At 74.3% G+C, this 26,196-nt stretch carries 22 protein-coding genes; 11 read left to right on the plus strand and 11 right to left on the minus strand.

Annotation, left to right across the window (positions count from 1 at the left end; genetic code table 11):
- Positions 1–37: 37 nt before the first annotated feature.
- From ACI797_RS10505 to ACI797_RS10520, 4 genes are all read right to left on the minus strand, one after another.
- A complete protein-coding gene (locus ACI797_RS10505) occupies positions 38–847 on the minus strand; it encodes an FAD binding domain-containing protein (protein WP_456858550.1) in 810 nt (269 codons plus the stop codon).
- Positions 844–1,347, minus strand: a complete 504-nt coding sequence (locus tag ACI797_RS10510) for a (2Fe-2S)-binding protein (RefSeq protein WP_456858551.1) — start codon at positions 1,345–1,347, stop codon at positions 844–846. The genes ACI797_RS10505 and ACI797_RS10510 overlap by 4 nt, the downstream gene beginning before the upstream one ends.
- Positions 1,347–3,626 carry a xanthine dehydrogenase family protein molybdopterin-binding subunit gene (locus ACI797_RS10515; RefSeq protein ID WP_456858552.1) on the minus strand — a complete coding sequence of 760 codons (2,280 nt, stop codon included), beginning with the start codon at positions 3,624–3,626 and terminating at the stop codon, positions 1,347–1,349. The genes ACI797_RS10510 and ACI797_RS10515 overlap by 1 nt, the downstream gene beginning before the upstream one ends.
- 90 nt (positions 3,627–3,716) lie before the next feature.
- On the minus strand, positions 3,717–4,559 hold the full coding sequence (locus ACI797_RS10520) for a helix-turn-helix transcriptional regulator (RefSeq protein ID WP_456858553.1): 843 nt from the start codon (positions 4,557–4,559) through the stop codon (positions 3,717–3,719).
- A gap of 102 nt (positions 4,560–4,661) precedes the next feature.
- Here ACI797_RS10520 and ACI797_RS10525 point away from each other — a divergent pair, with 102 nt between their 5' ends.
- Entirely contained in the window at positions 4,662–5,618 is a 957-nt protein-coding gene (locus tag ACI797_RS10525) for an SDR family oxidoreductase (protein ID WP_456858554.1), read from the plus strand.
- Positions 5,619–5,636: 18 nt separating this feature from the next.
- Here ACI797_RS10525 and ACI797_RS10530 read toward each other — a convergent pair whose 3' ends face one another.
- The 3 genes from ACI797_RS10530 to ACI797_RS10540 form a co-directional block, all read right to left on the minus strand.
- The gene (locus ACI797_RS10530) at positions 5,637–6,980 is read right to left on the minus strand and encodes a cytochrome P450 (RefSeq protein WP_456858555.1); all 1,344 of its coding nucleotides are present in this window, start codon (positions 6,978–6,980) and stop codon (positions 5,637–5,639) included.
- Positions 6,981–7,043: 63 nt separating this feature from the next.
- On the minus strand, positions 7,044–7,208 hold the full coding sequence (locus tag ACI797_RS10535; protein ID WP_456538528.1) for a hypothetical protein: 165 nt from the start codon (positions 7,206–7,208) through the stop codon (positions 7,044–7,046).
- Between the two features lie 79 nt (positions 7,209–7,287).
- Entirely contained in the window at positions 7,288–7,677 is a 390-nt protein-coding gene (locus ACI797_RS10540) for an ATP-binding protein (protein WP_456858556.1), read from the minus strand.
- Between the two features lie 248 nt (positions 7,678–7,925).
- Here ACI797_RS10540 and ACI797_RS10545 point away from each other — a divergent pair, with 248 nt between their 5' ends.
- A complete protein-coding gene (locus ACI797_RS10545) occupies positions 7,926–8,336 on the plus strand; it encodes a hypothetical protein (protein WP_456858557.1) in 411 nt (136 codons plus the stop codon).
- On the opposite strand, the gene hrpA is transcribed toward ACI797_RS10545, so the two are convergent.
- A complete protein-coding gene (gene hrpA / locus ACI797_RS10550; RefSeq protein WP_456858558.1) occupies positions 8,306–12,256 on the minus strand; it encodes an ATP-dependent RNA helicase HrpA in 3,951 nt (1,316 codons plus the stop codon). The genes ACI797_RS10545 and hrpA overlap by 31 nt on opposite strands.
- Positions 12,257–12,452: 196 nt before the next feature.
- Between hrpA and ACI797_RS10555 the strand changes: the two genes are divergently transcribed.
- The 3 genes from ACI797_RS10555 to ACI797_RS10565 all read left to right on the plus strand — a co-directional run bounded on the left by ACI797_RS10555 (position 12,453) and on the right by ACI797_RS10565 (position 16,699).
- Complete coding sequence (locus tag ACI797_RS10555; protein ID WP_456858559.1) at positions 12,453–12,992, plus strand: MarR family winged helix-turn-helix transcriptional regulator; 540 nt, start codon at positions 12,453–12,455, stop codon at positions 12,990–12,992.
- Positions 12,989–14,758, plus strand: a complete 1,770-nt coding sequence (locus ACI797_RS10560) for an MDR family MFS transporter (protein WP_456858560.1) — start codon at positions 12,989–12,991, stop codon at positions 14,756–14,758. The genes ACI797_RS10555 and ACI797_RS10560 overlap by 4 nt, the downstream gene beginning before the upstream one ends.
- Before the next feature lie 147 nt (positions 14,759–14,905).
- Positions 14,906–16,699, plus strand: coding sequence for an acyl-CoA dehydrogenase (locus ACI797_RS10565; RefSeq protein ID WP_456858561.1), 1,794 nt, complete (start codon positions 14,906–14,908; stop codon positions 16,697–16,699).
- A gap of 52 nt (positions 16,700–16,751) precedes the next feature.
- On the opposite strand, the gene ACI797_RS10570 is transcribed toward ACI797_RS10565, so the two are convergent.
- Positions 16,752–16,913 carry a hypothetical protein gene (locus ACI797_RS10570; protein WP_456538521.1) on the minus strand — a complete coding sequence of 54 codons (162 nt, stop codon included), beginning with the start codon at positions 16,911–16,913 and terminating at the stop codon, positions 16,752–16,754.
- A gap of 213 nt (positions 16,914–17,126) precedes the next feature.
- Here ACI797_RS10570 and ACI797_RS10575 point away from each other — a divergent pair, with 213 nt between their 5' ends.
- Together ACI797_RS10575 and ACI797_RS10580 are read left to right on the plus strand one after the other, a co-directional pair.
- Positions 17,127–18,620 (plus strand): MFS transporter, encoded by a 1,494-nt coding sequence (locus ACI797_RS10575; RefSeq protein WP_456858562.1) that lies wholly within the window; start codon positions 17,127–17,129, stop codon positions 18,618–18,620.
- A gap of 111 nt (positions 18,621–18,731) precedes the next feature.
- Positions 18,732–19,763 carry a YihY/virulence factor BrkB family protein gene (locus ACI797_RS10580; RefSeq protein ID WP_456858563.1) on the plus strand — a complete coding sequence of 344 codons (1,032 nt, stop codon included), beginning with the start codon at positions 18,732–18,734 and terminating at the stop codon, positions 19,761–19,763.
- 72 nt (positions 19,764–19,835) lie between these two features.
- Here the strand turns inward: ACI797_RS10580 and ACI797_RS10585 are convergent, their stop codons facing one another.
- Entirely contained in the window at positions 19,836–20,543 is a 708-nt protein-coding gene (locus ACI797_RS10585; RefSeq protein ID WP_456858564.1) for a hemerythrin domain-containing protein, read from the minus strand.
- Between the two features lie 70 nt (positions 20,544–20,613).
- Between ACI797_RS10585 and ACI797_RS10590 the strand changes: the two genes are divergently transcribed.
- Positions 20,614–21,789, plus strand: coding sequence for an acyl-CoA dehydrogenase family protein (locus ACI797_RS10590; protein ID WP_456858565.1), 1,176 nt, complete (start codon positions 20,614–20,616; stop codon positions 21,787–21,789).
- 18 nt (positions 21,790–21,807) lie between these two features.
- Here ACI797_RS10590 and ACI797_RS10595 read toward each other — a convergent pair whose 3' ends face one another.
- Positions 21,808–22,713 carry an ABC transporter substrate-binding protein gene (locus tag ACI797_RS10595; RefSeq protein ID WP_456858566.1) on the minus strand — a complete coding sequence of 302 codons (906 nt, stop codon included), beginning with the start codon at positions 22,711–22,713 and terminating at the stop codon, positions 21,808–21,810.
- A 98-nt stretch (positions 22,714–22,811) separates the two neighbouring features.
- On the opposite strand from ACI797_RS10595, the gene ACI797_RS10600 reads away from it, so the two are divergent.
- Genes ACI797_RS10600 through ACI797_RS10610 form a run of 3 tightly spaced genes read left to right on the plus strand, consistent with a single transcriptional unit; the run spans position 22,812 to position 26,175 of the window.
- A complete protein-coding gene (locus ACI797_RS10600) occupies positions 22,812–24,512 on the plus strand; it encodes an RIO1 family regulatory kinase/ATPase domain-containing protein (RefSeq protein ID WP_456858567.1) in 1,701 nt (566 codons plus the stop codon).
- Positions 24,509–25,090: a hypothetical protein gene (locus ACI797_RS10605; protein WP_456858568.1), complete on the plus strand. Its 582-nt coding sequence runs from the start codon at positions 24,509–24,511 to the stop codon at positions 25,088–25,090. The genes ACI797_RS10600 and ACI797_RS10605 overlap by 4 nt, the downstream gene beginning before the upstream one ends.
- Positions 25,087–26,175 carry a lysylphosphatidylglycerol synthase transmembrane domain-containing protein gene (locus ACI797_RS10610; protein ID WP_456858569.1) on the plus strand — a complete coding sequence of 363 codons (1,089 nt, stop codon included), beginning with the start codon at positions 25,087–25,089 and terminating at the stop codon, positions 26,173–26,175. Before ACI797_RS10605 ends, ACI797_RS10610 begins: the two co-directional genes overlap by 4 nt.
- Positions 26,176–26,196 lie beyond the last annotated feature (21 nt).

The following is a 26,196-nucleotide window of genomic DNA, read 5'->3' on the forward strand; positions in this document are numbered from 1 at the left end:
GCCGAAAGCAGGACCGCTTCCGGCGCCGAAAGCGTGACTAGGCCGCCTTCTCCAGGGCGCGGCGCGTGAGCAGGCGGGCGAGGTGCCGGCGGTACTCGGCGTCGGCGTGCATGTCGGACGACGGCTCGAGGCCCTGGTCGGCCAGCGCGGCGGCATCGGCGATCGAGGCCCCGCCGGCCAGCGCTTCCTCGGTCGCGGTCGCCCGGACCACGGCGCCGGCCATGTTCGCCAGCGCCACCCGGCCCTGCACCGCCGCGGCGGCCACGATCGGCCAGTCGTTCTCCCGCCGGGTGAACTTCTCGTAGCCCCAGCCGCCCGCCCCGGTCCGCGGCACGCGCAGCTCGACGACCACCTCGTCGGGCTCGAGCGCGGTCTCGAAGAAGCCCAGCCAGAACTCCGTCACCGGGATCGACCGCCGGCCGCCCGGGCCCTGGACGACGACGTCGCCGCCCAGCGCCAGCAGCGCGGTGGGCAGGTCGGACGCCGGGTCGCTGTGCGCGACCGTGCCGCCGAGCGTGCCGCGGTGGCGCACCTGCGGGTCGCCGACGCGCGAGGCGACGTGCGGCAGCAGCGGCACCTCGGCGAGGGCGACGTCGGAGCGCTCCAGCTCGAAGTGGCGGGTGCCCGCACCGATCGCGACCTCGCCGTCCTCGACCCGGACGTAGGACAGCTCCGGGATGCGGCTGATGTCCACCAGCACCGCCGGCACGGCCAGCCGCAGCTTCATCAGCGGCAGCAGCGAGTGCCCGCCGGCGATCAGCTTGGCGTCGTCGCCGTGCTCGGTGAGCGCGGCGATCGCCTCCTCCACCGAGGAGGCCCGTACGTAGTCGAACGGCGCCGGGATCACGCTCGGACCCCCTCGGACTGAGGCACCTGCCCGGCGGCCGGGCCGGCCTCGGCCGCGGCGCGGACCGCGCGGACGATGTTGTGGTAGCCGGTGCAGCGGCAGAGGTTGCCCTCTAGGCCCTCCCGCACCTCGCGGTCGGTGGGATCGGGGTTGTCGGCGAGGACGCCGATCGCCGCCATCACCATGCCCGGCGTGCAGAAGCCGCACTGCAGGCCGTGCTCGCTGCGGAACGCGGCCTGGACCGGGTGCAGCTCGCCGTCGGGGCCGGCCAGCCCCTCCAGCGTGGTCACGCTCGCCCCGTCGGCCTGCGCCGCCAGCACCGTGCACGACTTCACCGACAGCCCGTCGACGATCACCGTGCAGGCCCCGCACGAGGTGGTGTCGCAGCCGATGTTGGTGGCCCGCAGCCCGCAGACCTCGCGCAGGTAGTGCGCGAGCAGCAGCCGCGGCTCGACCTCGTCGGTCCGCTGCTGCCCGTTGACGGTGACGGTCACCTGCATCAGTGGGTCCCTCCGGAGGCCTGCTGGACGGCCCGCCACACCTTCATGGGGGTGGCGGGCATGTCGACGTGACGCACGCCGAGGTGCGACACGGCGTCGATGACGGCGTTGTGCACCGCGGGGGTGGCGCCGATGGTCCCGGCCTCGCCGATCCCCTTGGCGCCGAGCGGGTTGATCGGCGTGGGCGTGGCCATGTCGACCAGCTCGAAGCTGGGCAGCTCGGTGGCCGAGACGAACGGGTAGTCGGCCAGGGTGGAGGTCTGCGGGTTGCCGTCGGCGTCGTAGAGGACCTCCTCCAGCAACGCCTGCGCCACCCCCTGCGCGATGCCGCCGTGCCGCTGCCCGTCGGCGAGCAGCGGGTTGACGATCGTGCCGGCGTCGTCGACGGTCACGATCCGCACCAGCTCGGCCTTCCCCGACTCGACGTCGACCTCGACCACGGCCAGGTGGGCGCCGAACGGGAAGGTCGGCCCGGCGGCGGTGAACCGGGTGTCGACCAGCAGCTGCTCCTGCTCGGCCAGCTGCGCGAACGTGATCCCGGCCCCCGGCGTGCCGCGCACCGCGATGCCCGCCGCCCCCAGGTCGACCTCCAGGTCGGCCGGGTCGGCCTCCAGCAGCTCGGCGGCGCGCCCCTTGGCCAGCTCGATCAGCTCGACCGCCGCCTGGTGCACGGCCGCGCCGCCCTGCTGCAGGCTGCGCGAGCCCATGGTGCCGCCGCCGCGCGGGATCCGGTCGGTGTCGCCGTGCAGCACGGTGATCTTCTCGACCGGGATGCCCAGCTGGTCGCTGGCCAGCATCGCCCAGGCCGTGGCGTGCCCCTGGCCGTGCGGCGAGGTGCCGGTGAGCACCGTCGCCGTCCCGTCGGGGTGCACCTCCAGCGACGCCGACTCGGCGGCGCCCATGCCGTTGTCGGCCCCGGTGATCTCGACGTACGTCGACAACCCGATGCCGAGCTGCCGGACGTCGCCGCGCTCGCGCCGGCGCGCCTGCTCGGCCCGCAGCTCCGCGTAGCCGGCCGCCTCCAGGGCCCGGTCGAGGGCGGCGGCGTAGTTGCCGGTGTCGTAGGTGGCGCCGCTGGCGGTCGTGTACGGCTCGTCGAACGGCGGGATGAGGTTCTTCCGGCGGACGTCGGCGGGGTCCATGCCGATCTCGGCGGCGAACACGTCGAGCGCCCGCTCCACCGCCGCGGTGGCCTCCGGCCGGCCGGCCCCCCGGTAGGCGCCGGTGGGCGTCGTGCTGGTGGCCACCGACCGCGCGTAGGCGTGCACCTTCGGGAAGGCGTAGGTGGCCGCGGCCATCAGCCGGGTGAACGTCGGCAGGACGACGCCGAGCCGCGGATAGGCCCCGGCGTCCTGCACGACCTCGATCGCGTAGGCCTCGACGGTGCCGTCGCGGCGGCCGCCGACGGTGACCACCTGGTCCTGGCCGCGGCCGTGGACCATGCCGACCATGCTCTCCGACCGGTTCTCCGCCCAGCGGACCGGCCGCCCCACCCGCTTGGCGAGCCAGGCGACCAGCGCGAACTCCGGGTCGGCGCCGATCTTCGCGCCGAAGCCGCCGCCGACGTCGGGGGTGACCAGGTGCACCAGCGCGGGGTCGAGGCCGAGCCAGCCGGCGATCTGCCCCTTGGCCTGCTGGGCGCTCTGGTTCGAGCAGAAGATGGTCACCCGGCCGTCGTCGCCCCAGGCCGCGGCGGCCGCGCGGGTCTCCAGCGGCACCGGCGCGACCCGCTGGTTGACCATCGGCTGCCGGACGACGACCTCGCAGCCGTCGAAGAAGCCCTCGGGGACGGGCTTGCCGAACGTCGCCATGACGTTGGTGCCCGCCTCGGGGAACAGCAGCACCTCGTCGCGCACCGCGTGGTCGAGGGCGACCACGGCGGGCAGCGGGTCGATGTCGACCGACACCAGCTCCGCGGCGTCCTCGCCCTGGTAGCGCTCCTCGGTGAGGACGACGGCGACCGGCTCGCCGACGAACCGGACGGTGTCCCCCGCCAGCCACGGCCGCTGCACCGCCGGCGGCACCATCGGCAGCCCGGCCGGCAGCGGCTCCAGGTCGGTGAGGTCGGCGGCCGTGACGACGTCGACCACGCCCGGCGCCTCGCGGGCTGCCGAGACGTCCACCGACAGCACCCGCCCGTGCGCCACCTGCGAGTGGACGAACGTGGCGTGCACGGCTCCGGTGAGGCGGTCGTCGACGAGGTCGTCGGTGTAGGTCGCGCCGCGGGTGAGGAAGAGCGGGTCCTCGGTGCGGACCACGCGGGTGCCCAGGATGCTCATGCGAACCCTTCGTCGAGTGCTCTCCCGGCACTCTGTCAGAGGGTGTGACCGCGCCCACGCGCGGGTGGCGGAGGCGGTGGGGGCCGGCCGTCAGGGCACCGCGGCCGCGCCGAGCACCCCCAGCAACCGCAGCTTCTCGGCGGTCTCCGAGCCCGGGACGGCGGTGTAGACGAGCAGCCGGTGCGACTGGTCGGGGTCGAGCAGGGTCTGGCAGTGGAGCTCGAGCGCGCCCACCTGGGGGTGGACGAAGCGCTTGACCTCGCGGGGGCGCAGGCCGACCTCGTGGTCCTCCCAGATGCGCCGGAACTCCTCGCTCCGCGCGAGCAGCAGGTCGACGTACCGCGCGGCCCGCGAGCCGGGACCGCGCAGGGCGACGACCTCCCGCAGGCCGGAGGCGTAGAGCCGGGAGAGGAACGGGTGGTCCTCCGGCGCGTAGAGCGCCCGCCAGGCGGGGTCGGTGAACCACCGGTAGCCGAGGCTGCGCGCCGGGCCGGTGTACCGGGTGGCGTCCCCGGTGAGCGCCACGCCCAGCGGGGTCTGGCGGAGCGTCTCCCCCAGCTCGGTGACGACCTCCGCCGCGGTGTCGTCCAGCCGGTCGAGGATGCGCAGCAGGCCGGGGCTGACGTGCTCGCTGTCGGCACCCCGGGCCGGGGGGTGGTGCCCGGCGAGCCGGAACAGGTGGTCCCGCTCGTCGACGGACAGGTGCAGGCCCTGGGCGATCGCGGCGATCATCTGCTCCGAGGGCTGCGGCCCGCGCTGCCGTTCCAGGCGGGCGTAGTAGTCGGCCGACATGTGGCAGAGCGCGGCGACCTCCTCGCGGCGCAGCCCGCTGGTCCGGCGGCGCTGCCCGCGCGGCAGGCCGACGTCCTCGGGCTGCAGCGCCTCGCGGCGGATGCGGAGGAAGTCCGCCAGCCCTGCCCGGTCGATCCCCATGCGCCCCGTTCCTACCGCCGCCGCGCCCGCGTAGCCACGGACCGCCGATCCGTGGCTCGACAGGCCCTGAACGCCGTCCTGGATCCCGGCGACGGTGGAGCCATGACACGCACACGACTCGACCCCACCGTCCCCGACCTGTCCGGCACGCGGGCCGTCGTCACCGGCGCGAGCGACGGCATCGGGCTCGGGATCGCCACGACGCTCGCCGCCGCCGGGGCGGAGGTGCTGCTGCCCGTCCGGAACCCGGGCAAGGGCGAGGCGGCGCTCGCCGCGATCCGCCGGCGGGTGCCCGACGCGGAGGTGTCGCTCCGCGCCCTCGACCTGTCCTCCCTCGCCTCCGTCGCCGCCCTCGGCGAGACGCTGAACGAGGAGGGCCGGCCCGTGCACCTGCTGGTCAACAACGCCGGCGTCATGACGCCGCCGGACCGGCGGACGACCGCCGACGGGTTCGAGCTGCAGTTCGGCACCAACCACCTGGGCCACGTCGCGCTCGTCACCCACCTGCTGCCGCTGCTGCGCGCCGGCCGGGCCCGCGTCACCTCGCAGATCAGCGTCGCCGCGCGACGCGGCGGCATCAACTGGGACGACCTGGGCTGGGAGCGCGGCTACGACGGCATGCGCGCGTACCGGCAGTCCAAGATCGCCCTCGGGCTGTTCGGCCTCGAGCTCGACCGGCGCAGCCGGGCGGGCGGCTGGGGCACCACGAGCAACCTGTCCCACCCCGGCGTCGCACCGACGAGCCTGCTCGCCGCGCGCCCCGAGATGGGCCGCGCCGAGGACACGCGCGAGGTGCGGGTGATCCGCGCGCTGTCCCGTCGCGGTCTCGTGGTCGGCACGGTGGAGACGGCGCAGCTGCCGGCCCTCGTCGCCGCCACCTCACCCGCCGCCCAGGGGAGCCGGCTGTACGGGCCAGGGGGACTCGGGGGCCTCGGTGGCCCGCCCGCGGAGCAGCCCCTCTGGCGCCCGCTGCGCAGCGCCGAGGACGCCGCGCGGGCCTGGGACGTCTCCGTGGCGCTGGTGGCCGACCGGAGCGGTCGCGCCGTCCTGCCGTCGTGACGACCGGCCCGGGCGGGACTACCGGAGGCGCACGGGCAGGATCTCGAAGCCGCGCAGGGTCTGCAGGTCGCGGCGCACCGGGCTCCCGGCCACCCGCAGGCCGGGGAAGCGCTCGGTGAGCACCCGGAGCCCCACCACGCCCTCGAGCCGGGCCAGGCCCGCGCCGAGGCAGTAGTGGATGCCGCCGGAGAACGCGAGGTGCTCGCGGGCGTTCGGGCGGGTGACGTCGAAGCGGGCCGGATCGGCGAACACCTCGGGATCGCGGTTGGCCGCCCCGAGCAGGAGGGTCACCCGCGCACCGGCCGGCAGCCGGCGCCCGGCCAGCTCGACGTCGCTCCTCGCCGTCCGGCCGGTGATCTGCACGGGGCTGTCGTGGCGCAGCGCCTCCTCGACGGCGCCCGCCCAGCCCTCGGGCGCGGCGCGCAGCGCGTCCCACTGGTCCCGGTGCGCGTCGAGCAGGACGACGGCGTTGCCGAGCAGGTTCACCGTGGTCTCGAACCCGGCGCCGAGCAGCAGCATCACCGTTGCGTGCAGCTCCCGCTCGGACAGCGCCTCCTCCCCCGGCAGCCCGACCAGCCGGCTGACCAGGTCGTCCCCCGGCTCGCGGCGCAGCCGGTCGAAGTGCCCGCGCAGGAACGCGTGCAGCTCGCGCAGCCCGCGCTCGGCGCGCAGGTAGCGGCGCAGCGGCAGACCGGGGTCCAGCGTGGCCGCGCCGGCCCCGCCCCAGCGCAGGAAGTCCTCCCGCCGGTCGACCGGGACGCCGAGCAGCTCGGCGATGACGAGCACGGGAAGCCCTGCTGCGTAGCGCTCGACCAGGTCGACGACGCCGTCCTCGCCCTCGAGGGCGTCGAGCAGCTCGTGCGCCGTCCGCTCGACCATCGGCTCGAACGCGGCGATGGCCCGCGGCGTGAACGCGCGGCTGACCAGCCGGCGGTAGCGGCTGTGGTCCGGCGGGTCGACGACCAGCATGGACGGCGGTTCGGCGACGCCTGCCGCGTCCAGCTCGTCGCCGTGCTCGAGGGCCCAGCGGATCGGGGCGGGCGCGGACGAGCGGTCCCAGCCGACGCCGAAGGCCTCCGAGCGCAGCACCTCCTGCGCCAGGGCGTGCGACGTCGTGACCAGGCCGAGGCTGCTGGAGTTCAGCGGGCCGGCCGCGCGCAGCTCCTCGTAGAGCGCGAAGGGCTGCTCCCGGGTCGCCCGGTCGCGCATGAACCGGCCCACGAGGTCCCCGCGGCGCGCGGCGCGCGTGAGGTAGACCGCGGGCAGCCCGTGCCGGACCGCCCAGCGCAGCAGCGTGCGGTGCGACGGCCGGGCGACGGCGACGGTCGGCGGACGGCGGGTGGCGACCGGGGCAGCAGTCACGGCCCGGAGTCTGTCAGCACGCCGACGGCGCCGCCCCCGACGGGGACGGCGCCGTCCGGGAGGTCACTCGGTGGGCGCGGGAGCCGATCCCGGGTCGCCGTTCCAGTCCTTGCCGGCCTCGTCGGCGTGCTCGGAGTCGCTCGCGGTCTGGTCGGCGACGGTCTGCACCATCTCCTCGTCGGACAGGCCCTCGCCCGCCGCCTGCGTGTTGCTGGTGGGCTCGCTCATCGCGCAGTCTCCTTCGGTCCGCGAACAGGTCCTGCGGTCCCCGTCCCCGGACCCGGCCGGTGGCAAACCAGCGGCCGGGTCACTGCTGCCGAGGGGCGAGCTCGAACCAGACCCGCTTGCCCCCGTCGTGGTCCTCGCTGCCCCACCGGTCGGCGATCGCCTGAACCAGCCGCAGGCCGCGCCCGCGCGGGTGACCGGTGTCGAGCTCGCGGATGACGGGCTGCACCGAGGAGCCGTCGGCCACCGAGATCCGGAGCCAGCCGTCGGCCAGCTGCAGCTCCAGCGTCATGACCGCCTCGCCACCGACGTGGTCGACGACGTTGGTGACGAGCTCGGTGACCAGCAGCGCGGCGTCGTCGCGGTCGTGCGGCGCGCGCCAGACGCGCAGCAGGTCGACGACCACGTGCCGCGCCACGGGCACGCTGCGCACCCCCGGGGGGAGGTCGAGGCTGGCGGTGAAGGTGGACATCGGGTTCCGTTCTGCGGGCTGCCTGGCCTGGATCCTGTCGGGCCGGGGCCACCACGTCGACGGGGTGGGCCCGGCGGTCCGGCGCGACGGGTTGCGCGCCATCCGGTGGAGCGTGACTATCCACGCTCGGGAGGCCCAGTGCAACCCCTCTTGCGTGTCGCACCCGTTGCATGTCACACGCATTGCATGCAACATGGGTTCAGGTGGATCGTGTGCAACTCGTCGACAGAGGAAGAGGTCCCGCCCGCATGGTCGAAGGTCCCTCCGCGCCGGACGAGGCGAGCCGCGCCCTCGCCGACCTGGTCGCCGCGCTCGACGACTGCATCGACCGGCTGCACGCGGCCCGCGAGCGCGCGGACCGGCTGCTGGCCGCGCGAGCGAACGGGACCAGCTGGCTGGAGCTCGTCACCACCGAGAGCCGACCGCTCGTGGTGGAGACGGTGAGCACCGTGATGGGCACCCTCGCCCGCGCCGGGAGCGCCTTCCGGCGCGCCGAGGCGCACGCCCTGCAGAGCGAGCAGGTCAGCATCAACCGCATCGCCGCGCTCTTCGGCGTGACCCGCCAGCGCATCTCCGCCCTCCTGCGCGAGCACGCGGAGGAGAAGGCCCGCGAGGACGACGCCGCCGCTCAGCCGGCGAGCGCGTCGATCGCCTTGTAGACCCGCTGCTCGGAGATCGGCCGCGGCGTCCCGATGCCCTGCGCGAACAGGCCGACGCGCAGCTCCTCGATCATCCAGCGCACCCGGACGACCGGGTCGTCCGGCGCACCCGTCGCCGGCAGCCGCCGGCGCAGCTGCTCGTACTCCGCGGCGACCGCGGCGACCTGGTCGGTCCAGAGCGCGTCGCGGGCCGCGTTGGCCGGCAGCTTCTCCAGCCGGTGCGCCATGGCCTTCAGGTAGCGGACGACGTCGGGCAGCCGGCGCAGGCCGGTCCCGGTGACGAACCGCCGGTGCAGCAGCCCGCCCATCTGCCGGCGCAGGTCGGCGACGGCCGCCTCCGGGACCCGCCGCTGCGGCGCCGCACCGATCGCGACGGCGACCTCCCGGGCCTGGGTGAGGACCGCCTCGACCCGGCGCACGCCCTCCACCGTGAGCGGCCGCAGCTCGGCCCGCGCCCTCTCGACGAGCGCGGCGAAGGCGGCCGCGTCCCGCGGTGGCCCGCCGGCGGCGGCGACCAGCTCGCCGGCCGCGGCGTCGACGACGTCGGCCACCAGGTCGGGGATGTCGCCGTCGGGGTTGAACTGCAGGGCCAGCCGCGTGCGCGGCGAGAGCCCCTTGACCACGTCGCGGGCCGGCGACCCGGCGGCGAGCACGAGCAGCCGGCGGGCGCCAGCCCAGCCGAGGCGGGTGGCCTCGGCCTCGGTCGACACGACCCGGAGACCGACGGTCGCGCCCTCGTCGACCAGCGCCGGGAACGCCGTCACCTCGTGGGCGCCGCGACGCACCTCGACGGTGCGCGGCAGCGTGCCGAACTCCCACGAGGTCAGCCCGGTGCGCTCCAGCTCCGAGGCCGCCCGCGCCAGGCTGGCGCGGGCCTGCGGCGCGACCTGTGCCTTGAGGGCGGCGAGGTCCTTGCCGGTGGCCAGCGGGCGCTGCGCGTCGTCCAGCACGCGGAAGGTGGCGCGCAGGTGGCCCGGCACCTGGTCGGGCTGCCACGCGTCGGGCGGGACGACGACCCCGGCGGCCCGCCGCAGCTCGCGCTCCAGTGCCGGCAGCAGGGGCTCGCCCGGGTCGATGTGCGGCAGCACCGCCCGCACCCGGTCGGGGATGGGCACCAGCGCCCGGCGCACCTGCTTGGGCAGCGTGCGCAGCAGCGCGGTGACCAGCTCCTCGCGCATGCCGGGCACGGTGAACGCCAGCGACTCCCCCGACGTCCGCTCGGCGACGGTGTCCAGCACGCCGATCGGGACGTCGACGGTCACCCCGTCGGTGGCGGTGCCCGGGGCGAAGGCGTAGGCCAGCGGCAGGGTCAGCCCCTGCGTCAGTTCGACCGCATCGGGGAAGTCCTCGGCGCGCACCTGCCCGGCGGCGGCCGCGTTGGTGAGCATCTCCGGCGTGAACGTGAGCAGGTCGGGCGTCTCCCGGCGGGCGGTCTTCCACCAGCGGTCGAAGTGCCGCGTGGAGACGACGTCGGCGGGGACCCGGGCGTCGTAGAGCTCGAAGAGCGTCTCCTCGTCGACCCGGATGTCGCGGCGGCGGGCCCGCTCCTCCAGCTCGGCGACGCGCTCGATCGACCGCTGGTTGTCGGCCCAGAACCGGTGGTGCGTCGTCCACTCGCCCTGCACCAGGGCGTGCCGGATGAACAGCTCGCGCGAGACCACCGGGTCGATCGACCCGTACTGGACCCGGCGGCCGGCGACGAGCGGGATGCCGTAGAGGGTCACCCGCTCGCTGGCGACGACCGACCCGCGCTTGGCGTCCCACCGCGGCTCGGAGTGCTGGCGCTTGACCAGGTGGGAAGCGAGCCGCTCGACGTCGTCGGGGTCGACGCGGGCGACCGTGCGGGCGAACAGCCGGCTCGTCTCGACGAGCTCGGCGGCCACCACCCAGCGCGGCGGCTTCTTCGCCAGCGGCGTGCCCGGGGCGACGACGAACCGCGTGCCGCGGGCACCGAGGTACTCGCGGACGGGCCGCCGGCCCTGGTTCTTGGCCGGTTCGGCCTGCAGGCCGACGTGCGAGAGCAGGCCCGCCGTCAGCGCGATCGTGATGCCGCGCTCGTCGGGTTCGGCGGCGAGCTCGCCCAGCTGCATGCCGAGCCGCCGCGCCGTCCCCCGCAGCTGGCCGTGCAGGTCCTGCCACTCGCGGATGCGCAGGTAGTGCAGGAACTCGCGCTTCACCGTGCGGCGGAAGGCGCTGCCCGACAGCGCGTCCTGCTGCTCGCCGAGGTACCGCCAGAGGTTGAGCAGCGCGAGGAAGTCGGAGTGCTCGTCGGCGAACCGGGCGTGCGCCTGGTCGGCCGCCTGCTGCGCGTCGGCCGGCCGCTCCCGCGGGTCCTGGATGGTCAGCCCGGCGGCGATGACCAGGACCTCCTCGAGCACGCCGCGCCGGTCGGCCTCGACGACCATGCGCGCGATCCGCGGGTCCAGCGGCAGCGCGGCGAGCGAGCGGCCCGTCGGCGTCAGCGCGCCCTGGTCGTCCAGCGCCCCGAGCTCCTCGAGCAGGGCGAGGCCGTCGGCGACCGCGCGCCGGTCGGGCGGGTCGACGAAGGGGAACTCGGCGACGTCCCCGAGGTCGAGGGCGGCCATCTGCAGCAGCACCGAGGCGAGGTTGGTGCGCAGGATCTCCGGGTCGGTGAACTCGGGCCGGGCGAGGAAGTCGTCCTCGGTGTAGAGCCGGATCGCGATGCCCGGCCCGAGCCGGCCGCAGCGGCCGGAGCGCTGCCGGGCCGAGGCCTGGCTGACCGGCTCGATCGGCAGCCGCTGCACCTTGGTGCGATGGCTGTACCGCGAGATGCGGGCGGTGCCGGGGTCGATGACGTAGCGGATCCCGGGCACGGTCAGCGACGTCTCGGCGACGTTGGTGGACAGCACGATCCGCCGGCCGGTGTGCGGCGCGAAGACCCGGTGCTGCTCGGCCGCCGACAGCCGGGAGTACAGCGGCACGATCTCGGTGTTCGGCAGGTCCCGCTCGGCCAGCGCGTCCTGGGTGTCACGGATCTCCCGCTCGCCGGCGAGGAACACCAGGATGTCGCCCGGCCCCTCGGCGACGAGCTCGTCGACGGCGTCGAGGACCGCGCTCACCTGGTCGCGGTCGGGGTCGGCCTCCGGGTCGTCGGGGTCCACGACGGGCCGGTAGCGCACCTCCACCGGGTACGTGCGGCCGGTGACCTCGACGATCGGCGCGTCGCCGAAGTGCTTGGCGACGCGCTCGACGTCGATGGTCGCCGAGGTGATGACCAGCTTGAGGTCGGGCCGCCGCGGCAGGATCTGGGCGAGGTAGCCCAGCAGGAAGTCGATGTTGAGGCTCCGCTCGTGGGCCTCGTCGAGGATGATCGTGTCGTACTGGCGCAGCAGCCGGTCGCGCGCGATCTCGGCGAGCAGCACACCGTCGGTCATCAGCTTGACCAGCGTCGAGTCGCCGACCGAATCGGTGAACCGCATCTTGAAGCCGACGACGTCGCCGACCGGCGAGCCGAGCTCCTCGGCGATCCGCTCGGCGACGCTGCGGGCGGCGATCCGCCGCGGCTGGGTGTGCCCGATCCGCCCGCGCACGCCCCGGCCGAGCTCCAGGGCGATCTTCGGCAGCTGCGTCGTCTTGCCGGACCCGGTCTCGCCCGCGACGACGACCACCTGCGCGTCGCGCAGCGCGGCCGCGATGTCGTCGCGGCGGGCGCTCACCGGCAGGTCGTCGGGGTAGGTGACGGCCGGGACGGCGGCCCGCCGGCGCGCGATCCGCGCCTCGGCGGTGGCGACGTCGGCGGCGATCCGCTCCCGCTGCCGGGCGCGGGCCTCGGGGTCGCGGGTGCGCCGGAGGCCGTCGAGCCGGCGCCGCAGCCGGTGCTCGTCCTCCAGCGTCAGGCCGGCCAGGCGGGAGCGGAGGTCGTCGGACGCCGCGGTGGGGCCGTCGTGCGGGGCGCTCACGGCGGGGTTCCTCCTTCGCTGGTCCGGACCGGCGGGTAGCGGACGACGAGCCGGGTACCCGCATCGAGGATCCCACCGTCGCGCACCGGTCCCGCCGTTGTCCGGGTCACAGAGTGTGCATGGTGCAACTTATTGCGTGCGCCTTACAACAAGTTGTAGCGTGCACTTGTTCCACTCCTCCGTCGTCCGGAGAACCGTGACCGCCTCCCCACCCCGCCCGTCCGCCGGCTCCCGGTCGGACGCCCTGCGCCTGCTCTCCGAGCAGCTGCCCCGGTTCGGTCGGCTCGTGCACGCGCTCAAGGCCCAGCAGGCCGCCGAGGGCCGCGACCGCGCGGCCCTGGTGCTGCTCTTCCCCCTCGTCCGGCTCGGTCCGCTGCGCCAGGGCGCGCTCGCCGAGCTCGTGCACGCCGACCCGTCGACGGTCAGCCGGCACGTGACGACCCTGGTCGAGCGCGGGCTGGTCAGCCGCGTGGCCGACGAGAACGACGGCCGGGCGAGCCGGCTCGTCGTCACCGACGCCGGCCGGGCGCAGCTCGAACTGCTCCGCCGCGAGCGCGAGGCGCACCTCGAGCAGATCACCGCCGGCTGGAGCGACGCCGACCTGGCCGCGCTCACCACCCTGTTCGGCCGGTTCCTCGACGACCTCACCGCCGGGCTCCCCGGCTTCCCCTGCGGCCCCGGCAGCGTCGCCCCCTCCGCCCCGACCGCCCTTCCCGCTCCGAGGGAGAACGCATGACCACCACCCGACCGAGCTCGGCCGACCGGAGGGACGCCCGCGCCGCCGCCGCCGCACCCGACGCGAGCGGCGTGTTCACCCACCGGCAGATCCTCACGATCCTGTCCGGGCTGATGCTGGGCATGTTCCTGGCCGCGCTGGACCAGACGGTCGTCTCGACCGCGATCCGCACCATCGCCGACGACCTGCAGGGCTACGACCTGCAGGCGTGGGCGACGACGGCGTTCCTCATCACCTCGACGATCGCCACGCCGCTCTACGGCAAGTTGTCCGACATGTACGGCCGGCGGGGCTTCTACCTGTTCGCCATCGCCGTGTTCGTCATCGGCTCGGCCCTCTGCGGCCTGGCCTGGAACATGTACTCCCTCGCCGCGTTCCGCGCCGTGCAGGGCATCGGCGCCGGTGGTCTGATGTCGCTGGCGCTGGCGATCATCGCCGACGTCGTCCCGCCGCGGGAGCGCTCGAAGTACCAGGGCTACTTCATGGCCGTCTGGGGCACCTCGAGCGTGCTCGGCCCGGTCATCGGCGGCTTCCTGGCCGGTCAGGGGTCGATCGTGGGCCTCGAGGGCTGGCGCTGGATCTTCTGGATCAACGTCCCGCTCGGCGTCGTCGCCTTCGCCGTCGTCATGCGGGTGCTGCACCTGCCGCACGAGCGCCGCGAGCACCGCATCGACTGGCCGGGCGCCCTCGCGCTCGTCGTCGCGCTCGTCCCGCTGCTCATCGTCGCCGAGCAGGGGCGCGAGTGGGGCTGGAGCTCCGGCCGGGCGCTGCTCTGCTACGTCGTCGGCGCGGTGGGCCTGGTCGGCTTCGTCGTCGCGGAGCGGATCTACAAGGAGGAGGCGATCCTGCCGCTGCGCATGTTCGCCAACCGGACCTTCTCGGTGAGCAGCGTCGCGAGCATCGTCCTGGGCGCCGGCATGTTCGGCGGCATCCTGCTCCTGCCGCAGTACCTGCAGGTGGTCCACGGCTCCAGCCCGACCGTCGCCGGCCTGCAGATGCTCCCGCTGGTGCTCGGCATCATGACCGGCGCCATGACCTCCGGTCAGACGATCGCGCGGACCGGCAGGTACAAGGCGTTCCCGCTGGTGGGCGTCGTCTTCATGGTCGTCGCGCTGGTCGGCCTGTCCCTGGTGGTCGAGGCCGACGCCTCGGTCTGGACGCTGGTGCCGTTCATGCTGCTGCTCGGCCTCGGCCTGGGCTTCAACATGCAGCCGGTCATCCTGGCCGTGCAGAACGCCGTCTCGCCGCGGGAGATCGGCGTGGCGACGTCCTCGGTGACGTTCTTCCGCCAGATGGGTGGCACGATCGGGACCGCGGCGTTCCTCTCGATCATGTTCTCCCGGCTCGGCACCGAGATCCCGGAGCAGATCCGCCAGGCGGCCGCGTCCAGCTCGGAGGCCGCGCAGCAGGCCGCCGCGCTGCAGCAGGCGGGCGCCGACACCGTCCTGGCCGACACCAGCGCGATCAACGCCTTCCCGGCGCTGGTCACGCCGTTCCGTGTGGGCTTCTCCAACGCCCTCGACCTGGTGTTCCTGGTCGCGGCGGCCGTGGTCGCGGTGGGCTTCTTCGTGCTGTGGTTCCTGCCACAGCTGGAGCTGCGCAACCAGTCGGGCATCCAGGCGCAGCAGGCCGGGGCCGGCGAGGCCCCGGCGCCCGACGCCGTCCCGCCGGGTGTCGAGCGCACATCGGGTGAGGAGGCGGCCCACGCCGCCGGTGCCGCCGCGCCGACGTCGACCGCCCCACCGTCCGGCCGACCGAAGGACTGACGCCCGAGTTCGCGCGGGTCCACCCGCCTGGCCGGCCATGGAGCCGCACCGTGACGCGGCTCCACGGCCGGTGATCCGGGTCGAGCGGGGCCGCCGCGAGCGTGCGAGCGGCGGGGGGCCACGGGGTCCTTCTTCTAGTCTGGCGGGGTGCGATCGTCGTTGATCCTCTCCGCCCGCGACCTCGACTTCCTGCTGTACGAGTGGCTGGAGGTGGAGACGCTCGCCAAGCGGCCGCGGTACGCCGAGCACTCCCGCGAGACGTTCGACGCGGTGCTCGAGCTGGCCGAGCAGATCGCCACCGAGCACTTCGCGCCGCACAACCGCAAGGCCGACGAGAACGAGCCGCGGTTCGTCGACGGCAAGGTCGAGCTCATCCCCGAGGTCGCGCGGGCGCTGGAGGTCTTCGCCGAGGCGGGGCTGATGGCCGGGGAGTTCGACGAGGAGTACGGCGGCATGCAGCTGCCGCACACCGTCGGCCAGGCCGTCTTCGCCTGGTTCAAGGCGGCCAACGTCGGCACCTCGGCCTACCCGTTCCTCACCATGGCCAACGCCCGCCTGCTCCTCGCCCACGGGTCGGAGCAGCAGAAGGCGACGTTCGTCGCCCCGATGGTCGAGGGCCGCTGGTTCGGCACGATGGCGCTCTCCGAGCCGCAGGCCGGCTCGTCGCTGGCCGACATCACCACCCGCGCCGAGCCGCAGGACGACGGCACCTACCGGCTGTTCGGCAACAAGATGTGGATCTCCGGCGGCGACCACGAGCTGACCGAGAACATCGTCCACCTGGTGCTGGCCAAGATCCCCGGCGGCCCGCCCGGGGTGAAGGGCATCTCGCTGTTCGTCGTCCCGAAGTTCCTCGTGGCCGACGACGGTTCGCTGGGCGAGCGCAACGACGTCGTCCTGGCCGGGCTCAACCACAAGATGGGCTACCGGGGGACGACGAACACGCTGCTCAACTTCGGCGAGGGCGTGCACACGCCGGGCGGGCGGGCCGGCGCGGTCGGCCACCTGGTGGGCGAGCCGCACCGGGGCCTCACCTACATGTTCCACATGATGAACGAGGCGCGGATCGGCGTCGGGATGGGCGCGACCGTGCTCGGCTACACCGGCTACCTGCACGCGCTGGACTACGCGCGGACCCGCACCCAGGGCCGCCCGGTGGCCGCCAAGGACCCCGCCTCCCCCGCGGTGCGGATCGTCGACCACCCCGACGTGCGCCGGATGCTGCTCGCCGCCAAGTCCTACGCCGAGGGCGGGCTGGCGCTGGGCCTGTACTGCGCGCGGCTGGTCGACGAGGAGCAGACCGCCGAGACCGAGGAGGACCGCGCGCGGGCGCACCTGCTGCTCGAGACGCTCACGCCGATCGCCAAGGCGTGGCCCTCGCAGTGGGGGCCGGTCGCCGACGACCTCGCCATCCAGGTGCACGGGGGCTACGGCTACACCCGCGACTACCCGGTCGAGCAGTTCTACCGCGACAACCGGCTCAACCCGATCCACGAGGGGACGAACGGCATCCAGGCCCTCGACCTGCTGGGCCGCAAGGTGGTGGCGCAGGGCGGCGCGGGCCTGCGGCTGCTCACGGAGACGATCTCGGCGACCACCGCCCGGGCGGCCGGGACGGACTGGTCCGGGTTCGCCGCCGACCTCGACACCGCGGTAGTCCGGCTGGGCTCCGTCACGCAGACCCTGTGGAGCACCGGCGACCCGGAGCTCGCGCTGGCCAACGCCAGCGCCTACCTGGAGGCGGCCGGCCACCTGGTCGTCGCGTGGCTGTGGCTGGAGCAGGTGCTGGCCGCCGGGACGTCGTCCGGGAACTTCTACGAGGGGAAGCGGGCCGCGGCGCGGTACTTCCACCGCTGGGAGCTACCGCGGGTGCACGTGCAGCTGGACCTGCTGGAGTCGCTGGACCGCACGGTCCTGGACACCGACGAACGCTGGCTGTGAGGACGGCGCTGCCCCGCCCCCGCGAGGGGGACGGGGCAGCGGGGCCCTCCTGTCAGGCTGCCTGGGCGACGCCTACCGGCTCGGCGGCGGGCGCGGTCCTCGCGGCGGCCCGCTGCTCGCGCTCGTAGCGCGCGGTCGAGCGGGTGCCCATCGCGATCACCAGGGCGGTCAGCACGAGGAACCCGATCAGGCTCACGGCCGGCCACAGCAACATCGGTTCTCCCCCACATCGGCGGTCGCGGCCACCCGGCTGGCGCCTGGGCGGCACGTTCTCGTGATGAGCTTCTTCCCCGGAACCCATCGGTCCCAATCGTCGGAACCTGAATCGCCCGTCCGGGTGTGACGACCGTCATCCCTACCGACCCCCGGGTCGGCGGCGCGGCTCCGCGCTGCTGCGTGGTCTCATCCTGGGGTGTCCCCCCGCGCCGTGGCAGCACCCGGGCCCGGCGCGCCGCCCCCCTCGCGGACCCCTCGGCCGCTGCTCCTCGTCCTCACCCTCGCCGCCGGCGTCACCACCCTCTCGCTCCTGCAGAGCCTCGTCGTGCCGGTGCTGCCGGCCGTCGCCGCACAGCTGGAGGTATCGGCAGGCGCGGCCGGCTGGGTGCTCACCGCCAACCTGCTCGCCGCCGCCGTCCTGACGCCGGTGCTCGGCCGGCTCGGAGACCTCTTCGGGGAGCGCCGGGTGGTGCTCGGCATCCTCACCGCCGTCACCCTGGGCACGCTGCTCGCCGCGACCACCTCCTCGCTGCCGCTGCTGCTCGTGGCGCGGGTGCTGCAGGGCTCCTCCTACGGCCTGTTCCCGCTGTCGATCAGCGTGCTGCGCCGCGAGCTGCCGAAGGAGCGGCTGGGCGTCGCGATGTCGGTGGTCAGCAGCACCCTCGCGATCGGCGGCGTGGCCGGGCTGGTGGCGACGGCGCTGCTCACCGGGGACGCCGGCAACTACCACCGCTCGTTCTGGCTCGGTCTCGCCGTCTGCGTCCTGGCGCTGGCGCTGGCCGCGTGGGTGCTGCCGGCGCGGCCGCCGACCGGGTCGGGGCGGGTCGACTGGTGGGGCGCGGTGCTGCTGGGCCTGGGGCTCGTGCTGTTCCTGCTCCCCCTGTCGCAGGCCGAGCAGTGGGGCTGGTCCTCCCCCGCCGTCCTCGGCTGCCTGGCCGGCGCCGTCGTCGTCCTGACCGGCTGGGTGGTGCTGCAGCGCCGCCTCGCCGAGCCGCTGGTGCGCCCGGCGCTGCTCACCGACCGGCGGATGGTGCTGCCCAACATCGCCGGTCTGCTGACCGGGGTCTGCATCTTCACCTCGTTCCTCGGCATCCTCCAGTACGTGCAGACGCCGCCCGCGGCGGCCGGCTACGGCTTCGGCGCGAGCGTCCTCGAGGCGGCCGTGGTCTACCTCCTCCCGGGCGGGATCGCGGGGATCGTCGTCGCCCCGCTGGCCGGCCGGGTGGTCAGCCGCGTCGGCGCCCTGCCGACGCTGCTCACCGGCGCCGTCTCCGGGATCGCCGGCTTCGCGGTGCTGGCGCTGTTCCGCGGGGCGCCGTGGCTGTTCGTCCTCGCGGGGCTGCTCACCCAGCTGTCGGTCACGGTCGCCTACGCGGCGCTGCCGGCGCTGGTCGTGCACGCCGTCCGCCCCGACGAGACCGGGGTGGCCAACGCGGTCAACTCCATCGCCCGCTCCAGCGGTCAGGCGCTGGGCAGCACCGTCGCCGTCGCCCTGCTCGCCGCGGGCCTCGATCCCGCGACCGGGCTGCCGCGGGAGTCGGCGTACGCGTGGATCGGCGCGGTCGGGCTGGCCTGCTGCGCCGGGGTGGCGCTGGTGAGCGCGCTCGGCTGGCGGTCGGAGCGGCGCGGACCGGACGAGCTCGCCGACGTCGAGGAGGCCACGGCCGGTGCCGGCGAGTGGTCGCCGGTCTCCGGCCTGCGCTGACCTGCACGTGCGCTGACCTGGACGGACGCGGGCGGCGCGCGGGCCGTGGCATGGAACCGGACCGTCCGGGGCACCCACGGGAGGATCGTTCCCGAGACCGGAGGACCCCCAATGGCCCGAGCCACCGGCTCCAGCAGCACCAAGTACGAGACGCAGTTCTCCGGCAACCGCACCGCCGACCCCGCACCCGAGGTCGACGAGATCAGCGGTACCCGCGCCGACTACGCGCCGGAGGGCGCCGAGCGCAAGACGACGTTCTTCGCGACCCTGAAGCGCACGGTCAAGGAGTTCAGCGAGGACAACCTGACCGACTGGGCCGCGGCGCTCACCTACTACGGCGTGCTGGCGCTCTTCCCGGCCCTGCTGGCGATGGTCTCGCTCATCGGTCTGGTCGCCGAGCCGCAGACCATCACCGACGCGGTCACCGCCGTCATCCCGGGTGACGCCCGCGAGGACATCGAGCCGGTGGTGCAGCAGATCGCCGGCCGGGACGTCGCCGGCTTCGGTCTCGTGCTCGGTCTGGTCGGCGCCATCTGGTCGGCGTCGGGCTACGTCGGCGCGTTCACCCGCGCGGCCAACGTCGTCTACGAGACCCCCGAGGGTCGCAAGATCTGGAAGCTCAAGCCGCTGCAGCTGCTGATCACGCTGATCGGTGTGCTGTTCGCGGTCGTGATCGTGAGCATGGTCGTGCTCAGCGGCCCGGTCGTGCGCGAGCTCGGCAGCGCGCTCGGCATCGGCAGCACGGCGCTGACCGTGTGGAACATCGCCAAGTGGCCGGTGATCGTCGTCCTCGTCGCGCTGATGATCGCCGTCCTGTACTACTCCACGCCGAACGTGCGGCTGCGCGGCTTCAAGTGGGTGAGCCCCGGTGCGGCGGTCGCCCTGGTCGTGTGGGCGGTGGCCTCGGCGCTGTTCGCGTTCTACGTGGCCAACTTCGGCAGCTACAACAAGACCTACGGCTCCCTGGCCGGCGTGATCGTCTTCCTGGTCTGGTTCTGGCTGACCAACGTCGCGGTGCTCTTCGGCATCGAGCTCGACGCCGAGATCGAGCGCAACCGCGAGATCAAGGAGGGCGTGCCGAGGGCGGAGAAGGAGATCCAGCTCGACGCCCGCGCGGAGCCCAAGCCCAAGCAGACGACCTAGTCGCAGACGAGCACGCGTCAGGCGCCCCCTCCCGCGGCGGGAGGGGGCGCCTGACGCGTGTCCGGGGCCGGCTCAGCGGGCGGTCGGCGGCCGGTCACCCGCGCGCGCCGCGGGGACGCGCTCCACCAGGCCGGCCAGCGCCGCCAGTCCACGGCTCGCGCCGCGCGCGACCCGGCCGAGCGGCTCGGGGGCGCGCCGCGCACCCGCGTCGACGACGTCACGGGTGCGGTCGAGCAGCGACAGCGGCAGCGCCGACAGCGCGTTGCCGGGCGGACGGCGGGACACCGTGGGGTGTGCCCGGGTCGGCGAGACCCGGCGCACCAGCTCCCACTGCCGCCCGATGCGGCGCAGCTCCTCGACGGAGAGCGCCTCCTGCAGGCGGGGCAGGAGCACGTCCTCCTCGTCGCGCACGTCCTCGCGCAGCACCTCGACCAGGCGGGCCAGCCGCGCCGGCCGGCGCGGGTCGTCCAGGCCGTCCCGCTCCAGCGCGCTGACGAGCTCGTTGACCTCCTGGTGCTCCCGCTCGATCCGCAGGGTGAGCTCGTCGCCGTCCGGCAGGACCCGGCGCACGACCGGCCAGATCACGGTCTCCTCGGCGAACGCGTGGCTGAAGACCAGCCGGTCGACCCGGGTGAGCACCTCCTCCTGCGCGGTGCCGGTCGTGCCGTCGAGCTCGTGCAGCAGGCGGTCGAGCTCCTCGTGGTCGGCGCGCTGGCGGGCGAGCACGCTGCCGGGCCCGCCGAGCTCCTCGACGGTCTGGCCGGACAGTGACAGGGGCACGGGTACTCCTCGGGATCCGGAACGATGCCGCCCGGGTGTGCCCGCACCCCCGCCGGGGCATGCCCGTCCCATGGACTCGATCGGCACGTCGGACTTCTACGACCTGGCGGGTCTGCTCGACGACGAGGGACGCGAACTCCTGCAGCGGGTCCGCACGTTCATGAACGAGCAGGTGGAGCCCTGCATCAACGAGTGGTGGACGCGCGGGAAGTTCCCGCTGCACCTCATCCCCGAGATGGCGCAGCTGGGCATCGCGGGCACGCCGTACTCCGGCTACGGGTGCCCGGGCCGGTCGTTCCTGACCGACGGCATGGTGGCGATGGAGCTCTCCCGGGGCGACCCGTCGGTGGCCACCTTCTACGGCGTCCACAGCGGGCTGGCCATGGGGACCATCTACCTCTGCGGCTCCGAGGAGCAGAAGCAGCGCTGGCTGCCGCCCATGGCCCGCATGGAGCTGATCGGCGCCTTCGGCCTGACCGAGCCGCAGTCCGGCTCCGACGTCGCGCGCGGGCTGAAGACCACCTGCCGGCGGGACGGCGACGGGTGGGTGCTGAACGGGCACAAGAAGTGGATCGGCAACGCCAGCTTCGCCGACCTGGTGGTCATCTGGGCCCGCGACGAGGAGACCGACCGGGTGCTCGGCTTCGTCGTCGAGAAGGACACGCCCGGCTTCACCACGGTCGACCTCGAGGACAAGATCGCCCTGCGGGCGGTGCAGAACGCGCTCATCACGCTCGACGGCGTGCACGTGCCCGAAGAGAACCGGCTGCAGGAGGCGCACAGCTTCCGCGACACCGCCAACGTGCTGCGGATGACCCGGGCCAGCGTGGCCTGGTCGGCGGTGGGCTGCGCCCGCGGCGCCTACGAGCACGCGCTGCAGTACGCCGGCGAGCGCACCCAGTTCGGCCGGCCGATCGCGGAGTTCCAGCTGGTGCAGGACCTGCTGGTGCGGATGCTGGGCAACATCACCGCCTCGGCGACGATGTGCACCCGCGTCTCGCAGCTGCAGGACGAGGGCCGGCTGGCCGACGAGCACGCCTCGCTGGCCAAGATGTTCAGCACCATGCGCATGCGCGAGACCGTGGGGTGGGCCCGCGAGCTGATGGGCGGCAACGGGATCCTGCTGGAGAACCACGTCGGCCGGTACGTCGCCGACGCGGAGGCGATCTACTCCTACGAGGGCACCCGCGAGGTCAACGGCCTCATCGTCGGCCGCGCCATCACCGGCAGGGGCGCCATCGTCTGAGAAGGCCGGCGCTGGACCTCATCGGCGGCTCCACCACTCGGCGGCGGCCTGCTCGGGCGTGCGGCCGCGGATCTCCACGGCGCGGTTGAGGTCGACCAGCTCCTGGGTGGTCAGCCGCGCGCTGGTCGAGTCCAGCGCCTCCCGCAGCCGGTCGCCCCAGCGGTCCAGGACGGCGGTGCGCACCAGCGGGACGACGTTCTCGTGCGGCTGCAGGCCCCGGTCGTCGAGCAGCAGGAGCACGGGGGCGGTGCCCAGGCGGGCGTCGGTCGTCTCGAGCAGGCCCACGTCGATCTCGCCCGCCAGCAGCGCCTCCACGGTGGCGCCGCGCGAGGGCATGCTCAGCACCTCGCCGAAGCGCAGCCCGTAGACCTCCTCCAGGCCGGGCAGGCACAGCGGGCGGTCCGGGCACTCCGGCGGCCCGCCGAACACGAGGTCGGGGGCGAGCGGCACCAGCTCCGAGAGCCGGCCCACCTGGTGCTCGGCGGCGAACGCGGTGGTGACGGCGAAGCCGTTCTGGTCCTCGGCGGGCGCCGCGGCGAGCACCGTGACCCCGCGGTCGACCAGGATCAGCGACAGGGTGCCGTGCAGCTCCGCCACCGACCGCCGCGCGACGGCGTCGCCCCCGCCCACGAAGGTGACCGCCGTGCCGAGGTAGTCGATGACGATGTCGACGACCCCCTGCTCCAGCGCCGGCTCGACCACCTCGCGCGTGCCGAGACCCGGCTCCACGGCCACCGGCAGCCCGGCCCGCCGCAGCGCCTCGGCGTAGACGGCGACCAGCACCTGGTTCTCGGTGAAGTCGTAGGTGGTGAACCGGATCGTCCCCGCGGGCAGGGGAGGCGCCGACGGGGTCTCGGCGCCGCAGGCGACCAGGGCAGCCAGCACGACGGGGACGACGGCGGTGCGCCACCGGGACCATCGCACGGGCGGCCTCCTCCCCGGCCCCGCTCGCGGGCAGGCTAGCCGCCGCGAGGCGCAAAGGGGTGGTCTCGACGCCCCGGATGAGAGGACGATCCCTCGACATGGCGTCGCCGCCGCAGGCCGTGTCCGCAGCGGTGCCGGCCCGCCGGCAGGCACCGCCGGAGCTGCGCCGTGTGCGCCGCCGTCGCCGTCCCTCCGGGGAACCGCCACCGCTGCCTCACCAGCTCAACGCGTCCGGCAAGTGGTGGCTGGCCGCCTCCGCGGTGGTCGTCGTCGCGTGGATCGTGGTGTGGGCGACCGGCACCGTCGCGCTGTTCGACCTGGCGGACACCCGGCTGCTGCAGGCCTTCGAGTCCATCCGCACCCCTGGGCTCACCCAGGCCGCGCTGGCCGCCGGCGCGCTGGCCACGCCGGTCGCTGTCTACGCGCTGTGGGTGGCCAACTTCGCGGTCCTCATCGTGTTCCGGCGGTGGCGGCACCTGTTCGTGTGGATCGGTGTGGCCCTCGTGGTGGTCAACATCGGGTCGATCATGCTCAGCACGCTGCAGCGTCCCCGCCCGTTCGAGGTGGTGCTCGCGGCCCGCTGGTCAGGTTTCGCCATGCCGTCGCTGCCGATCACGGTGCTCACCGCGTTCCTGGTCTGCACCCTCTACTCGCTGGTGCCGGCCGGGCGCCTGCGGACCATCGGCAAGTGGGCGGTGACCGGGCTCCTGGCCGTCACCGCGGTCTCCCGGCTCTACCTGGCCCAGGACCACCCGACCGGGATCCTCGCCGGCGCGGTGATCGGCGTGGCCGTCCCGCTGGCGGCGTTCCGGATACTGACCCCGAACGAGATGTACCCGGTCCGCTACCGCCGGGGGCGCACCGCCCACCTCGACGTCACCGGTGCCCGGGGCGAGGCGATCGTCCGTGCGCTGCAGGACCAGCTCGGCCTGCTCGCCACCTCGGTGAAGCCGTTCAACCTCGAGGGGTCGGGCGGCTCCACGCCGCTGAAGATCCGCGTCAAGTCCGACGACGCGGGCGGCGAGAGCACGGTCTTCGGCAAGCTGTACGCGGCGACGCACGTCCGCTCCGACCGCTGGTACAAGCTCGGCCGCACGCTGCTCTACGGCCGGCTGGAGGACGAGCAGCCGTACCACAGCGTGCGCCGGCTGGTGCAGTACGAGGACTACATGCTGCGCCTGTTGACCGACGCCGGCCTGCCGGTGCCGCACCCCCTCGGCATCGTCGAGATCACCCCGGAACGCGAGTACCTGCTGGTGAACGAGTTCGTCGGCGGCGCCACCGAGCTCGGCGACGCCGAGGTGGACGACGCGGTCATCGACCAGGGCCTCGCCCTCGTCCGGCGCATGTGGGAGGTCGGCGTCGCCCATCGCGACATCAAGCCGGCCAACCTGCTGGTCTGCGACGGGCGGCTGGTGCTCATCGACACCGCCTTCGCCGAGGTGCGCCCGAGCCCGTGGCGGCAGGCGGTCGACCTGGCCAACATGATGCTGGTCCTGGCCCTGCGCACGAGCGCCGAGCAGGTGTACCGCCGGGCAGCCGTGCACTTCACCGACGCCGAGATCGCCGAGGCGTTCGCCGCCACCCGCGGCCTGACGATGCCCTCGCAGCTGCGTCGCATGCTGCGCCAGCAGGGGCGCGACCTGCACGCGGAGTTCCTCGCCCTGCTGCCCTACCGGCTGCCGCCGGTGCGCATCCAGCGGTGGAGCTGGCGGCGCGTCGGGCTGACGATCGCCACGCTGGTGTCGGCATTCCTGGCCGCGGTCGTGCTGGCCAACGTGCTGGGACAGCCGCTGTGAGGGCGGCCTCGGCCGGTGCGTCGCTGCTGCTGGCGGCCGCCGTGCTCGCCGGCTGCGCCAACGGCTCGACCGCGATCGCCGCTCCTCCGCTGTGCGAGTCCGGCGACGACGGAGCGGGCAACGGCGTGATCCTCATGGCCCAGTCCGTGCCGACGGCGGAGTGGATCCCCTGCATCCGCGCCGCCCTGCCGCTGGGCTGGGGCTTCCACCACCTGGAGGCGCGCAACGGCGGCTCGCGCTTCTGGCTGAACTCCGACCGGGACGGGCAGAAGGCCGTGGAGGTCCGGCTAGCCCCGTCCTGCGACACGCTCGGCGCCACCCCGGTGCCCAGCGACCGGGAGGGCATGCAGCGGCTCGAGCGGGTCTCGCAGATGGCGCCCACCTACGCCGGCGAGCGCTTCTACCTCTTCGACGGAGGCTGCCTGACCTTCGTCTTCGCGCTGCACGGGGACAGCCCGGGCGAGGGGCTGGCCCTGGTCTCGCAGGTCGTCGGCGTGATCGCCCGGGAAGACCTGCAGGAGCAGGTGCGCGAGGAGAGCGGCGGACGGCTCGAGCTCGACCCGACGGGCGCGCCGTGACCGCCGTCGCCAGCCCGCCGCGCCCGGCCAAGCCGCTGTGGCGGCGGTTGATCGGCCCGGTGTTCTCCCTGGTCCTCGTGGTCGCCGTCTTCGTCTGGTTCCTGCCGGAGTTCACCAGCATCTCCGACGTCTGGGCGTCGGTGGCGGCGATGAGCGGGTGGCAGCTGGTCGTGCTGGGGGCCGCGGCGGTCTGGAACCTCGCGACCTACCAGTTCGTGATGGTCACGAGCATGCCCGGGCTGACCCTGCGGCAGGCCTTCGTCTCCACCCAGACGACGACGGCGGTGTCGAACGTCCTGGTCGGCGGCGCGGCCATCTCGCTCGGCCTGACCTACGCGATGAACTCCTCGTGGGGCTTCTCCCGCTCGCGGACGTCGGTCTCGCTGCTCACGTCGGGGCTGTGGAACAACTTCGCCAAGCTCGGCATGCCGGTGTTCGCGCTGGCCGCGCTCGCGTTCTCCGGGTCACCCACCGCGGGCCGGCTGCTCGGTGGCGTGCTCGGGCTGGCCGGTCTGGCCGGCGCCGCCGTCGTCCTGTGGCTGGCGCTGCGCAGCCGGGAGAGCGCGGCCGGTCTGGGCCGGTGGCTGGCCCGGGTCGTCTCCGCCGTCCTCCGCCCCCTGCGCAAGGGGCCGGTCGGCGGCTGGGACGACGCGCTGACCAAGTTCCGCGACCGCACGGTGCTGCTGCTGCGGGCCCGCTGGCACTGGCTGACCCTGACCACGGTCGTGAGCCACCTGTCGCTGTTCCTGGTGCTGCTGCTCGCCCTGCGCTTCTGCGGGGTCTCAGCCGACCAGGTCGGCTGGGCCGAGGCGCTGGCGGTCTTCGCCTTCGCCCGGCTGCTCACCGCCGTCCCCTTCACGCCCGGCGGACTCGGGGTGATCGAGCTGGCGCTGATCACCGGCCTGTCCGCCGCCGGTGGCACGCGGTCGGCGGTGGCCGCCGCCGTGCTGGTCTTCCGCGCCCTGACCTACGTGCTGCCGATCCCTCTCGGCGTCGCCACGTACCTGTTCTGGCAGCGCAACCGCTCCTGGCGGCGGGCACCGGGCACGGCGCCGCGCACCGCGCTCGTGCCGGAATCGGTCTGACCTGCCGGACCTGCAGCGCTG

The organism is Geodermatophilus sp. SYSU D00691 (assembly GCF_054050275.1).